The following is a 12,263-nucleotide window of genomic DNA, read 5'->3' as shown; positions in this document are numbered from 1 at the left end:
CAGCTCTCAGGAGCGTGCATTCTTTTATAAACCGATGGACAAATATTTTGTTTCAAGGTACGGCTCGATGCCTTCTGAACCGCCTTCACGGCCAATGCCGCTTTCTTTCATTCCGCCGAATGGCGCTTGAACAGCTGACGGTCCGCCGTCATTCCAGCCGATAATGCCATACTCTAGATTCTCGGAAATATAGATGCCGCGGCGGTAGTTTTCTGTGAAGAAGTAAGCAGCCAAGCCATACGGTGTATCGTTGGCAAGCTGAATCGCTTCATCAATATCAGAAAACGTGACGATCGGGGCGACCGGGCCGAATGTTTCCTCATGCATGATGTTCATGGACGTATCGACATCGGTGAGCACTGTCGGATTCACAAAGTAGCACCCTTTGTCATCGTTTCGGTCATATGTGCCCCCAGCAATCACTTTCGCGCCTTTTTCAACCGCATCATCTATTTGGCTGACGATTTTTTCAAAGCCTCGTTTATTGATGATCGGTCCGACATTGACGCCTTCCTCAAGTCCATTTCCGACTCTCAGCTTAGACACTTGCTCGCTCAGTTTCGCAGCAAATTCATCCTTGATGGATTCATGAACGATCAGGCGGTTGGCACATACGCAGGTTTGGCCGGCGTTTCGGTATTTGGACGCCATCGCCTGTTCAACGGCAAGGTCAATGTCTGCATCTTCATCTACGATCAGCGGGGCGTGTCCGCCGAGCTCCATTGAGACGTGCTTCACGGTGTCCGCGCTGTTTTTCATAAGGATTTTCCCTACAGGTGTTGAGCCTGTGAACGTGATTTTGCGGATTTTCGGACTGCTTGTGAACACATTTCCGATTTCTTCTCCATCGCCGATTACAACCTGAAGAACATCCTTCGGAATGCCCGCTTCATATGCGAGGCGTGCTAGTTCATAAGCAGACAGCGGTGTGTCCGGCGCCGGCTTGATGATAAATGTACAGCCAGCGGCAAGAGCAGGCGCCGCTTTGCGTGTAATCATCGCATTCGGGAAATTCCAGGGCGTGATAGCTGCAACGGGGCCGACCGGCTGGCGTGTGACAACAATTCGTTTACCCGTTGTCGGGGCCGGGACCGTTCTTCCGTACACACGCTTCGCTTCTTCTGCGAACCATTCAATATAGCCTGCACCGTAAAGTACCTCGCCGACTGCTTCCTGGTAAGGTTTTCCGTTTTCCTTTGTAATTAAATCTGCAAGTTCTTCTTTATGTTCAACAATCAGCTCATACCATTTTTTCAAAAGAGACGCTCTTTCGTTCGCTGATGTTTTAGACCACGTTTTAAACGCTTGATGTGAACGTTCAATGGCTTCTTCTACCTCTGTGGCTGATTGCTGAGGAATCGTTTTGATCTCCTCGCCCGTAGCCGGGTTGTAGACCGTTAATTGATCTGGCATATTGAACATTCCTTTCTTTTCATGATTACTTAAAATGATAGCAGACCCAGCCGTTTTCTTTCCAATGATTAAGCTCGCAGGCCCGCCTCCAAGATGCTGAGCCCTTCATTTAAAAGGCTGTCTGAGATGACGAGCGGTGTCAAAAAGCGGATGATATTACCGTTAATTCCCGCTGTCAGCAAAAGTAATCCGTTTTGATTCGCATAGGCTGCGATCGCTGCTGCTTTTGCTTTATCAGGCTCACGCGTGTCAGGATCCTTGATGATTTCGATTGCGGCCATCGCCCCGAGTCTGCGGATGTCACCGATAAACGGGAATTCTTGTTTCCACTCATACGCCTTGCCTTCAATGATTTTGCCAATTTCTTCAGATCGCTCATTCAGCCCTTCTTCTTCAATAATATCCAAGACAGCCAAAGCCGCCGCGCAGCCGAGCGGGCTTCCGGCATACGTGCCGCCCAGCTCCCCTGGCGCTGCCGCATCAAGCATTTCCGCACGCCCGATCACACCGCTTAATGGCAGGCCTGCCGCAAGCGATTTAGAAACCGTGATCAGATCGGGCACTACATCAAAGTGCTCAATTGCGAAATAAGTGCCAGTTCTGGCAAAGCCGGTTTGGATTTCATCAGCAACAAAAACAATGCCGTGTTCTTTGCAGAATGAAGCGACGTGCTGTACGAACCGTTTCGAAGGAATAATAAACCCGCCTTCTCCCTGCACTGGCTCCATCACGACACACGCCACCGTTTCAGGCGCCACTGAAGCGATAAAGAAATCATTGAATGCTTGAATGACCATATCGTCATAGCTTTCATCACTCATGCCGGCCGGCTTCTGATAATAATAAGGGAACGGCGCTTGATAAACCTCTGGCGCAAAAGGCCCGAAACCGAATTTATAAGGTTTTACCTTGCTTGTCATGCTCATCGTCATATTCGTGCGCCCGTGAAACCCGCGCGTAAACGAGACAACGCCTTGGCGCTTTGTATACTTTCTGGCGATTTTCACAGCGTTTTCGACCGCTTCTGCCCCTGAGTTAAGAAAAATCGCTTTTTTCTCATGGCTGCCCGGCGCGATGCCGCACAGTTTTTCTGCTAATTCGATATAAGTCGGGTACATCATGACATTAAAACCAGGATGAATCAGCTCCTCCGCCTGCCGCTTCACAGCCTCAACCACCTTCGGATGCGAGTGTCCGACATTTAACGTGCCGATGGCGCCTGCAAAATCAATAAATCTCCGGCCATCCAGATCGTACAGCTCGGCCCCTTCTCCTTTGATCGCCAGACTGCGGTTGCCGTTGCTCACACCTTTTGACACAAATTGATCCCGTTTTTGCTGCCATTGTGCAGTTGTGATGCTTGCTGTTGTTTGACTCATGTGAATATCCCCCTGTCGGTATTTTCTTATCATTCTGACTTCTCTTTGGTATGATGAAAAGTACCAATTATAACTTTTTGATGGTATCAGAAGGAGAAACTACAAAATGGATATCACAATTACACTCGATCGTTCAGAGCAAGCCGATTATATCTATCAGCAAATTTATCAAAAGCTGAAAAAAGAAATCCTCAGCCGCAATCTGCTGCCGCACTCGAAGGTTCCCTCCAAGCGGGAGCTGGCTGAAAATCTCAAGGTCAGCGTAAATTCAGTGAATTCAGCCTATCAGCAGCTGCTGGCTGAAGGGTATTTGTACGCCATTGAACGAAAGGGTTTCTTCGTGGAGGAACTAGACATGTTTTCCGCCGAGGAGCACCCTCCATTTGCACTGCCGGATGATCTAAAAGAGATTCACATCGACCAGAGCGATTGGATATCGTTTTCACACATGAGTTCCGATACAGACCATTTTCCGATCAAAAGCTGGTTCCGCTGCGAGCAAAAAGCGGCCTCCCGCTCATACCGCACGCTCGGCGATATGTCACATCCGCAAGGGATATATGAAGTGAGAGCTGCCATTACCAGGCTCATTTCCCTGACGAGGGGTGTAAAATGCAGGCCCGAACAAATGATCATAGGGGCAGGCACACAGGTGCTCATGCAGCTGTTGACTGAGCTTTTACCCAAGGAAGCCGTGTATGCGATGGAGGAACCTGGCTACAGGCGCATGTATCAGCTTTTGAAGAGTACCGGAAAACAAGTAAAGACGATCATGCTGGATGAAAAGGGCATGTCGATTGCTGAAATCACCAGACAGCAGCCAGATGTGCTGGTGACTACCCCGTCGCATCAGTTTCCGTCCGGAACGATTATGCCTGTATCCAGAAGAATTCAGCTGCTGAACTGGGCAGCCGAGGAGCCGCGCCGATATATCATTGAGGACGATTATGATAGTGAATTCACATATGATGTAGACAGTATTCCAGCGCTGCAAAGCCTCGACCGTTTTCAAAATGTCATCTATATGGGAACCTTTTCAAAGTCCCTTCTCCCCGGCTTGCGGATCAGCTATATGGTATTGCCGCCAGAACTGTTGAGGACATACAAACAGCGGGGCTATGATCTACAGACTTGCTCATCACTTACACAGCTCACCCTGCAGGAATTTATCGAGTCTGGTGAATATCAGAAGCATATAAAAAAAATGAAGCAGCATTATAAAGAAAAGAGAGAACGCCTGATCACCGCTTTTGAAGCAGAGTTCAGCGGAGAGGTTACCGTAAAAGGGGCAAATGCTGGGCTGCATTTTGTTACCGAATTTGATACCAGGCGCACCGAACAAGACATCCTGTCACATGCTGCCGGGCTGCAGCTTGAAATATTCGGAATGAGCCGATTTAACTTGAAGGAAAACAAGCGGCAAACGGGCAGGCCAGCTCTCATTATTGGTTTTGCACGGCTGAAGGAAGAAGATATTCAGGAGGGTGTGCAGCGGCTTTTCAAAGCGGTTTACGGACATAAAAAAATCCCCGTTACAGGGGATTGATTCACCAGTGGTCCTGGTCTACATTCAGCACGGCTTCAAGCAGGCCCGGAAATGCCTTTTCAAGGTCTTCAGCGCGAAGCGAATAATACCGGCGCTTTCCTTCTATCCGAACTTGAGCGATGCCTGATTCTCTCAAAACTTTAAAATGATGCGACAAAGTCGATTTGGCAACCTGCACATCTGCACAGGTGCTGCACGTTTTTTCTTTTGCTTCAGCTAATTGCTTGACGAGCTCTAAACGAAGCGGATCACTAAGTGCATGAAGAACCTTTGTCAGCTGCAATGTTTCTGTTTCTGGATGGTTTGGAATGTTCATGACACAAATGTATCACACAACAATTAGAATGACAATTTTACTATATAAGGGTTTTTCCTTTACCTCATTTAGAATACATGTTACATTTAGTTCGATGAAATTCGAACAATAAATTCGCATAACAACGGAGGAGATTTAAATGATCGTATTACAAGCTTACATCAAAGTAAAACCAGAGAAACGCGAGGAATTTTTGAGCGAGGCTCAATCACTTGTTCAGCATTCAAGAGCTGAGGAAGGCAACGCGCAATACGACCTATTCGAAAAAGTAGGCGAAGAAAATACATTTGTCATGCTTGAAAAATGGAAAGATGAAGCGGCAATGAAATTCCATAACGAAACTGCACATTTCCAAGGGTTTGTCGCAAAAGGAAAAGAACTGCTGAGCGCTCCTCTTGATGTTGTCCGCACAGAGCTTAGCGAGTAAAGGAAGGGTGTCTCATATGAATGAAGTGATTAAATCTTTAACAGACCACCGTTCGATTCGCAGCTACACAGATGAGCCTGTAGCTCAGGAGCAATTGGACCAAATCATTGAAGCGGTGCAATCAGCCCCTTCTTCTATCAACGGACAGCAAGTGACTGTTATCACAGTCCAGGATAAAGAGCGCAAAAAGAAAATCTCCGAGCTGGCAGGCGGCCAGCCATGGATCGATCAAGCTCCTGTTTTCCTGCTGTTCTGCGCAGATTTCAACCGGGCCAAAATTGCGCTTGAAGATCTGCATGATTTCAAAATGGAAATCACAAATGGATTGGAATCTGTTCTTGTCGGCGCAGTAGACGCTGGTATTGCCCTCGGCACAGCAACAGCAGCGGCGGAGTCACTCGGACTTGGCACAGTTCCGATCGGTGCAGTTCGCGGAAATCCTCAAGAGCTGATCGAACTGCTTGGCCTTCCAAAATACGTGTTCCCTTTATCCGGCCTTGTCATTGGGCATCCTGCCGACCGTTCAGCGAAAAAACCGCGCTTGCCGCAGGAAGCTGTCAATCATCAGGAAACTTATTTGAATCAGGATGAGCTGACGTCTCACATTCAGGCATACGACGAACAGATGTCTGAATACATGAATAAACGGACAAACGGAAAAGAAACAAGAAATTGGTCACAGAGCATCGCTTCCTACTATGAGCGCCTGTACTATCCGCACATCCGTGAAATGCTTGAAAAACAAGGATTTAAAGTTGAAAAATAAGCTCTTATTCGGCCTGTCGGATTTTCCGGCAGGCCTTTCATTTACCCGGTTAAAATCCATTGACTTCTATTTTGTTTATTTGGTAAAATTTTTTCATAGTTACTCATTGGTTTTCTGTGAACCAATGGGTTTTCTAATGTTCAAGAAAGAAGGAAGCCATGAGATGCTTGATAAAAAAACAGATATCTTGTTAGCCGCGCGAAAGCTTTTTTCGGAAAAGGATTTTACGTCGGTTTCCATGCAGGCGATCGCAGAAGAATGTAAGATGTCAAAAGCTTCGATATATAAGCTGTTCCAATCTAAAGAAGATCTGCTTTTGGAGCTGCTGTCATTTAACCAGAAGCAAATGGTGGCCGCAGCTTCAAGACTTCAGGAAAATACCGCACTTACACCGGAGGAGCGTTTGACGCAAAAGGTCAAAATGGAACTGGAGGGCTTCAGGCGGAATCAGCAGTTTTTCAATATGCTGACCTACGGAAACCCCAAGCTGCATAATGACCGGGTCAAACAGCATATCCATCAGACCAGATCGACGATTATCTGCTGGCACCGCGATTCGCTGATCCAGGCGTATGGAGAAACCATTCTCCCGTTTGTGTGGGATTTGGTTATCATTCTTCACGGCATGATGCGTGAGTTTTTAATGCTGATCAAAATCGAGGAAAAACCGCTTGAGCTTGACCCGATCGCAGAGTTTATCATCAGCACCCTCAATCAGATTATCAAAAACAGGGAAACCCGCCAGTCTCTTCTTCCGCCCGAAGCCATCGAGCTTTATATTCATTCAGCATCCTCCTACAAGCCAAAGGATAAATCAGTCCTATTATCGGAAAGCCTGAAGGAATTACATAAAGGCATCTCTTCCCTGTCCGCCGCGGACTATGACGTAGATGAACTGACATCCGCAGCCGCCATGCTGGAGGAAGAAGCGAAGAAGGAAGAACCCCGCGCTTTTTTACTCAAATCACTGATTGGCTATCTGGAACAAACCGGTGTTTTAACACAGCCCGTTTCCATGTTAAAAACACTGTTAATTACTTAGAGAAAAGAAGGGATATGTATTGAACACAAGTATTGAACAAAAACCTTTTAACCGTTCTGTCATTGTCGGCATTTTGTTAGCCGGAGCGTTTGTGGCGATTTTGAACCAGACATTGTTGATTACCGCACTTCCCCATATCATGAGGGATTTCAATGTCGATGCCAACCAAGCACAATGGCTGACCACATCATTTATGTTAACCAACGGGATTTTAATTCCGATTACCGCGTTTTTAATTGAGAAATTCACAAGCCGGGCGCTGCTCATCACAGCAATGAGCATTTTCACTGCCGGAACAGTCGTCGGAGCGTTCGCGCCGAACTTCCCGGTTCTGCTGACAGCGCGTATCATTCAAGCGGCCGGAGCCGGCATTATGATGCCGCTCATGCAGACTGTATTCCTGACAATCTTTCCGATTGAAAAGCGCGGCCAGGCTATGGGTATGGTCGGATTGGTCATCTCATTCGCGCCTGCGATCGGACCGACTCTTTCCGGATGGGCTGTCGAAGCTTTCTCTTGGAGATCATTGTTTTATATTATTCTTCCGTTTGCTGTGATTGATTTGATTCTTGCCAGCATCCTGATGAAAAACGTGACGACTTTAAGAAAAACACAGATTGATATTTTATCAGTCATCCTTTCAACATTTGGGTTCGGCGGCCTTCTGTACGGCTTCTCAAGCGTCGGCTCTTATGGCTGGTCCAGTTCAACCGTCTTGATTTCACTGCTGGTGGGTGTCATCGCGCTGCTCTTGTTTATCACAAGACAAATGAAGCTTAAAAAACCGATGCTGGAATTCCGCGTCTTCACGTTTGGCGTTTTCAGCTTAACAACACTGCTGGGAACCCTCGTCTTTGCATTATTGATCGGTACGGAAACCATCCTGCCGCTTTATACACAAAATGTCAGAGACGTCACAGCTTTTGATACAGGGCTTATGCTCCTTCCGGGAGCCGTTGTGATGGGCTTTATGTCACCGATTATCGGCAGAATTTTTGACCGTGTCGGCGGAAGAGGGCTGGCGATTGCCGGTTTCTGCATCATCTTCCTGACATCTCTGCCGTTTATGCAGCTGACTGACCATACGTCACTCGCTTGGATTGTCGTTTTATACACCGTTCGCCTCTTAGGCACCGCCATGATCATGATGCCGGTGACAACAGCCGGAATCAACGCGCTGCCGCGCCACTTGATTCCGCACGGAACTGCGATGAACAACACGATTCGCCAAGTCGGCGGCTCGATCGGAACCGCACTATTGGTTTCCGTGATGAGCAACCAGGCGGCACATGCAGGCACGACAAATGTAAAGCACGCCGCCCTGCACGGCATGAATGCCGCTTTTATTGTGGCTGCCGTCATTGCACTTGTCGGCTTCCTTCTCTCATTCACATTAAAGAAACCTCAGCGCCCTGCCGAACAGCAGCCGGCACGCTGATTAACAAAAAAAGAGCCCCGCTATTTAGCGGAGGCTCTTTTTGGTTTTACTTTTCTAAACCGTCTTTCACTTCTTTGATCATTTGTGCCATAGACTCAAGACCGCCTCCTGATAAGTACCAAGTAGCAGAATCAAGGTAGACGACATGATCATTTTTCACTGCGTTTACATTTTTCACATAATCATTTTCAACGACTTGTTTAGTAGATGATGTTTCACCGATCGCTGTACCGCGGTCAATGACAAACAGGTAATCCGGGTTTGTTTTTGAAATGTACTCGTAAGAAACGCTTTGTCCGTGAGTAGACGCTTTGATGTTTTTATCAGCCGGTGTCACGCCGAACACGTCATGGATCAGGCCGTATCTTGATTTAGGACCGAATGCGCTGATCTTCCCGTCGTTCGCCATGATGACGAGACCGTTTTTGTTAAGCTTTTCAGCCGTTTTCTTTACATCTGCGATTGAATGATCGATTTTTGCGAGTTCATCTTTCACTTTGTCTTCTTTATCAAAGATTTTACCGATTGTTTCAGCGTCTGATTTAAATGATTCCATGTACTTCGCTGTATCTACACCAAGGTAAATCGTCGGCGCAATTTTAGAGAATTCTTTGTAAGACTCAGATTGTCTTGCTGAAATAATGATCAGATCAGGATCTAATTCTGCCACTTTGTCGAAGTCTGGCTCTTTTAAGCTGCCGACATCAGCGTATTTGTCATCCTTGAATTTGGACAGATATTTAGGAAGGACTTGTTTCGGCAGGCCCGCTACTATATCATCAAGTCCTAGTTTATCTAATGTATCTAAGCTTCCAAAGTCAAATACGACAACTTTTTTAGGGTTCTTCGGTACTTTTGTGCCGTTTTTGTCGAGCTGGTGTTTCACTGTGATTTGTTCTTTCTTTGTATCAGAACCTTTGCTGCTTGTGCTTTGGTTTCCGCATGCAGAAATGACAACGGCAGTGACCAAAGCGATGAATAGTAACGCGAACTTTTTCATGCTCCTCACCTCTTCTATATATTAAGAAAAATAAACACCTATTCTTTGATTATCAATCGTCTGAATCGGGATGGTCATATCGTAGATTTCCTCAAGCACTGATGTTTCTATCATTTCTTCAGGCGGTCCTTCTTTAACGATTCGGCCGTTTTTCAAAGCGACGATATAGTCAGAATAGACTGAAGCAAAATTGATATCGTGAATGACGATCACGATCGTTTTTCCAAGCTCCTCTACCAGCCGTTTCAGCAGTTTCATAATTTCAACTGAGTGTTTCATATCCAGATTGTTCAGCGGTTCATCCAGAAAGATATAATCTGTGTCCTGGGCAATGACCATGGCGATAAATGCCCTTTGGCACTGTCCGCCGCTCAGCTGATCCAAGTATTTGTCTTGAATGTCTTCCAGCTTCATATAGCTAAGCGCCTGGTTGATATGAACCCAGTCTTCCTCTGTCAGCCGGCCCTGTGAGTACGGAAACCTGCCAAAACTGACGAGGTCTTTGATCGTGAGCCTGATATTGATTTGGTTCGCCTGCTTCAAAATGCTCATTTTCTTGGCAAGCTCTTTGCTGTCACATGCTCCAATCTCTTGTCCGTCTATGTAAATCTCGCCGGAATCCTTTTTGATCAGGCGGCTCATGATAGACAGCAGCGTACTTTTGCCGGCGCCGTTAGGACCGATAAACGAGGTGATTTTGCCCTTTTGAATCGTGACTGACGTCTCTTCAAGAACAACTTTCCCGCCATATTGTTTGCTTACATTTCTGACCTCTACCATGATTTATTCTCCTTTAACAGCAAGTAGATAAAATAAATCCCGCCGGCAAAATTAATAATGACGCTCAGCGTCGTTGAGAAGGTAAACACTTTCTCAACCACAAACTGCCCTCCGACCAGCGCAATGATGCTGATGAAAACGGAGCCTGCGATTAAGTATGAATGCTTATATGTTTTCAGGAATTCTCTCGCCAGGTTGACGACCAGAAGGCCTAAAAACATAATCGGCCCGACTAGCGCTGTTGAAACAGAAACCAAAATTGCAACCACGATCAGCATCTGCTTCACCACTTTGTCGTAGTCAATGCCCAAATTCACGGCGTGCTCGCGTCCGAGCGACAGCACATCGAAAAATTTTGTAAAACGCCAGACATAAACGCCTGTCAGCAGGAAGATGATGAACGCGAGCCATAACAAATCCGTATTGATATTGTTAAAGCTGGCAAACATCTTGTCCTGCACAACTTGGAACTCGTTCGGATCAATCAGCATCTGCATAAAAGAAGACAGGCTGCTGAACAGCGTGCCAAACACGATTCCGATAAGCAGAAGGAAAAAGATATTTCTCCCCTCACCCTTGAACATGATCTGATACAAAACAAGAGAAAACAGTATCATCAGCAGAACAGAGATGATAAAGTTGATGTTTTTATTCATGATGACCATATTCGCAGAACCGAACAAAAAGATAATGCCAGTCTGAATCAGCATGTAGAGAGAATCAAGGCCCAAAATGCTCGGCGTCAGGATGCGGTTGTTCGTAATCGTTTGAAAGATCATGGTCGAAAACGCAATCGCTCCCCCAGTCAGCACAATGGCAGCGACTTTTTTGATTCGTCTCGGCAGGGTGTAATCCCAATTGCCTAAGTCATAAAACAAAAACAAGCCAATACATACAATGGCTAAACCAACGAGCAAAGCTATTTTCATCTGGTTACGCATAGGCTTTTCTCCTTAACAGCATAAACAGGAAAATGCCGCTGCCGATGATTCCGACCATCAGGCCAATCGAGATTTCATAAGGGAAGATAATGATTCTGCCCAGTATATCGCAAAACAGCACAAAAACTGCTCCCAACAGCGCAGTATGCGGCAGGCTGCTCTTCAGATTGTCTCCTCTGTAAATCGATACAATATTCGGGATGATTAAACCGAGAAACGGCAGCATACCGACAGTCAAAATGACAAGAGACGTGATCAGGGACACGATAATGAGCCCGATGTTCACAACCCGTTTATACTTGAGGCCGAGGTTGACAGAAAAGCTTTCACCCATACCGGCCAATGTGAATTTATCCGCATACACATAGGCAATGATGACGAGCGGAATACTCAGATAAAGAAGCTCGTATCTTCCTTTCACGACTAAAGAGAAGTCTCCCTGCAGCCATGATGACACATTCTGGATCAAGTCATATTTATATGCGATAAATGTCGCGATTGAACTGACGATATTCCCGAGCATTAAACCGACAAGCGGAATAAAGATGGTGTCGTTAAACTTGATTCTTTCAAGGATTTTCATAAACAGAAAATTTCCTGCAAGGGCAAAGACAAACGCGACCAGCATTTTGATTAAAGGACTGGCGGATGTAAACAGCAGCAAGGAAATTAAAATGCCGAGCCTCGCCCAATCCATCGTGCCCGCCGTCGTCGGTGACACGAATTTATTTCTGCTGATCTGCTGCATAATCAAACCGCAGATGCTCATGCTTAATCCCGCGATGACAATGCTGATCAATCGCGGCAAACGGCTTGCAAACAGCGTTGACGCCTCTTGTTTGCTTAAATCGAAGAGATCAAGCGGCGACAGATCTTCTACACCGATAAATACAGATGTGACTGCTAATATGATAAGTAGAATAAATAAGTAACGTAGCTTCATGCTGCCTCCTTACATCCTTACAGCAAAAAGAACGTATCTCCTACTCCGCAAGGACTCAAAACAATATGGCCATATAGTAATTGATTATCATTATCATTTACATATTACCATTTTTATAGGGTTAGTCAATATTCTTTAAAAATATTAACCTAGTCATTTATCAATTTTACTAATCATTCTAACCATTTTCCATCCCAAAACGTTAGGCTGTTTACCATATTTATCTTTATAACGCAGGCATACGGTCAGCAAACCTAACATTATTCCTCGTG

At 46.0% G+C, this 12,263-nt stretch carries 12 protein-coding genes; 5 read left to right on the top strand and 7 right to left on the bottom strand.

Going from position 1 to position 12,263, the window contains the following annotated elements; genetic code table 11:
- Positions 1–24: 24 nt before the first annotated feature.
- On the bottom strand, positions 25–1,413 hold the full coding sequence (gene gabD, locus NSQ16_RS02225; protein ID WP_251218010.1) for a succinate-semialdehyde dehydrogenase: 1,389 nt from the start codon (positions 1,411–1,413) through the stop codon (positions 25–27).
- A 68-nt stretch (positions 1,414–1,481) separates the two neighbouring features.
- Positions 1,482–2,792, bottom strand: a complete 1,311-nt coding sequence (gabT, locus tag NSQ16_RS02220) for a 4-aminobutyrate--2-oxoglutarate transaminase (protein WP_327837547.1) — start codon at positions 2,790–2,792, stop codon at positions 1,482–1,484.
- 106 nt (positions 2,793–2,898) lie between these two features.
- On the opposite strand from gabT, the gene gabR reads away from it, so the two are divergent.
- Positions 2,899–4,338, top strand: coding sequence for a transcriptional regulator GabR (gabR, locus tag NSQ16_RS02215; RefSeq protein WP_327837545.1), 1,440 nt, complete (start codon positions 2,899–2,901; stop codon positions 4,336–4,338).
- A 1-nt stretch (position 4,339) separates the two neighbouring features.
- Here the strand turns inward: gabR and NSQ16_RS02210 are convergent, their stop codons facing one another.
- Positions 4,340–4,654: a metalloregulator ArsR/SmtB family transcription factor gene (locus tag NSQ16_RS02210; RefSeq protein WP_163260124.1), complete on the bottom strand. Its 315-nt coding sequence runs from the start codon at positions 4,652–4,654 to the stop codon at positions 4,340–4,342.
- A 139-nt stretch (positions 4,655–4,793) separates the two neighbouring features.
- Between NSQ16_RS02210 and NSQ16_RS02205 the strand changes: the two genes are divergently transcribed.
- The 4 genes from NSQ16_RS02205 (at position 4,794) to NSQ16_RS02190 (ending at position 8,327) form a co-directional block, all read left to right on the top strand.
- Complete coding sequence (locus NSQ16_RS02205) at positions 4,794–5,081, top strand: putative quinol monooxygenase (RefSeq protein ID WP_003234477.1); 288 nt, start codon at positions 4,794–4,796, stop codon at positions 5,079–5,081.
- A gap of 16 nt (positions 5,082–5,097) precedes the next feature.
- Positions 5,098–5,847 (top strand): oxygen-insensitive NADPH nitroreductase, encoded by a 750-nt coding sequence (gene nfsA / locus NSQ16_RS02200; protein WP_046664282.1) that lies wholly within the window; start codon positions 5,098–5,100, stop codon positions 5,845–5,847.
- A 163-nt stretch (positions 5,848–6,010) separates the two neighbouring features.
- Positions 6,011–6,889, top strand: coding sequence for a TetR/AcrR family transcriptional regulator (locus NSQ16_RS02195; RefSeq protein ID WP_003246592.1), 879 nt, complete (start codon positions 6,011–6,013; stop codon positions 6,887–6,889).
- Between the two features lie 19 nt (positions 6,890–6,908).
- Positions 6,909–8,327 carry an MDR family MFS transporter gene (locus NSQ16_RS02190; protein ID WP_003246604.1) on the top strand — a complete coding sequence of 473 codons (1,419 nt, stop codon included), beginning with the start codon at positions 6,909–6,911 and terminating at the stop codon, positions 8,325–8,327.
- A 46-nt stretch (positions 8,328–8,373) separates the two neighbouring features.
- On the opposite strand, the gene yclQ is transcribed toward NSQ16_RS02190, so the two are convergent.
- Genes yclQ through yclN form a run of 4 tightly spaced genes read right to left on the bottom strand, consistent with a single transcriptional unit; the run spans position 8,374 to position 11,991 of the window.
- A complete protein-coding gene (yclQ, locus tag NSQ16_RS02185) occupies positions 8,374–9,327 on the bottom strand; it encodes a petrobactin ABC transporter substrate-binding protein YclQ (protein WP_230488158.1) in 954 nt (317 codons plus the stop codon).
- Between the two features lie 21 nt (positions 9,328–9,348).
- The gene (gene yclP / locus NSQ16_RS02180) at positions 9,349–10,107 is read right to left on the bottom strand and encodes a petrobactin ABC transporter ATP-binding protein YclP (protein ID WP_003234487.1); all 759 of its coding nucleotides are present in this window, start codon (positions 10,105–10,107) and stop codon (positions 9,349–9,351) included.
- Positions 10,101–11,048, bottom strand: a complete 948-nt coding sequence (gene yclO, locus NSQ16_RS02175; RefSeq protein ID WP_003246705.1) for a petrobactin ABC transporter permease YclO — start codon at positions 11,046–11,048, stop codon at positions 10,101–10,103. Before yclO ends, yclP begins: the two co-directional genes overlap by 7 nt.
- The gene (yclN, locus tag NSQ16_RS02170; RefSeq protein ID WP_014475804.1) at positions 11,041–11,991 is read right to left on the bottom strand and encodes a petrobactin ABC transporter permease YclN; all 951 of its coding nucleotides are present in this window, start codon (positions 11,989–11,991) and stop codon (positions 11,041–11,043) included. Before yclN ends, yclO begins: the two co-directional genes overlap by 8 nt.
- Between the last annotated feature and the right edge of the window lie 272 nt (positions 11,992–12,263).

This window comes from Bacillus sp. PS108, assembly GCF_037963335.1.
Lineage (GTDB): Bacteria > Bacillota > Bacilli > Bacillales > Bacillaceae > Bacillus > Bacillus subtilis.
The sequence above is the reverse complement of the archived record's forward strand: the minus strand, read 5'-3'. Positions and strand labels throughout refer to the sequence as shown.

Excerpts from the sequence above, each read along its gene's own strand:
- gabD (WP_251218010.1), bottom strand. The coding sequence starts at position 1,413 with ATGCCAGATCAATTAACGGTCTACAACCCGGCTACGGGCGAGGAGATC.
- gabT (WP_327837547.1), bottom strand. The coding sequence starts at position 2,792 with ATGAGTCAAACAACAGCAAGCATCACAACTGCACAATGGCAGCAAAAA.
- gabR (WP_327837545.1), top strand. The coding sequence starts at position 2,899 with ATGGATATCACAATTACACTCGATCGTTCAGAGCAAGCCGATTATATC.
- NSQ16_RS02210 (WP_163260124.1), bottom strand. The coding sequence starts at position 4,654 with ATGAACATTCCAAACCATCCAGAAACAGAAACATTGCAGCTGACAAAG.
- NSQ16_RS02205 (WP_003234477.1), top strand. The coding sequence starts at position 4,794 with ATGATCGTATTACAAGCTTACATCAAAGTAAAACCAGAGAAACGCGAG.
- nfsA (WP_046664282.1), top strand. The coding sequence starts at position 5,098 with ATGAATGAAGTGATTAAATCTTTAACAGACCACCGTTCGATTCGCAGC.
- NSQ16_RS02195 (WP_003246592.1), top strand. The coding sequence starts at position 6,011 with ATGCTTGATAAAAAAACAGATATCTTGTTAGCCGCGCGAAAGCTTTTT.
- yclQ (WP_230488158.1), bottom strand. The coding sequence starts at position 9,327 with ATGAAAAAGTTCGCGTTACTATTCATCGCTTTGGTCACTGCCGTTGTC.
- yclP (WP_003234487.1), bottom strand. The coding sequence starts at position 10,107 with ATGGTAGAGGTCAGAAATGTAAGCAAACAATATGGCGGGAAAGTTGTT.
- yclO (WP_003246705.1), bottom strand. The coding sequence starts at position 11,048 with ATGCGTAACCAGATGAAAATAGCTTTGCTCGTTGGTTTAGCCATTGTA.
- yclN (WP_014475804.1), bottom strand. The coding sequence starts at position 11,991 with ATGAAGCTACGTTACTTATTTATTCTACTTATCATATTAGCAGTCACA.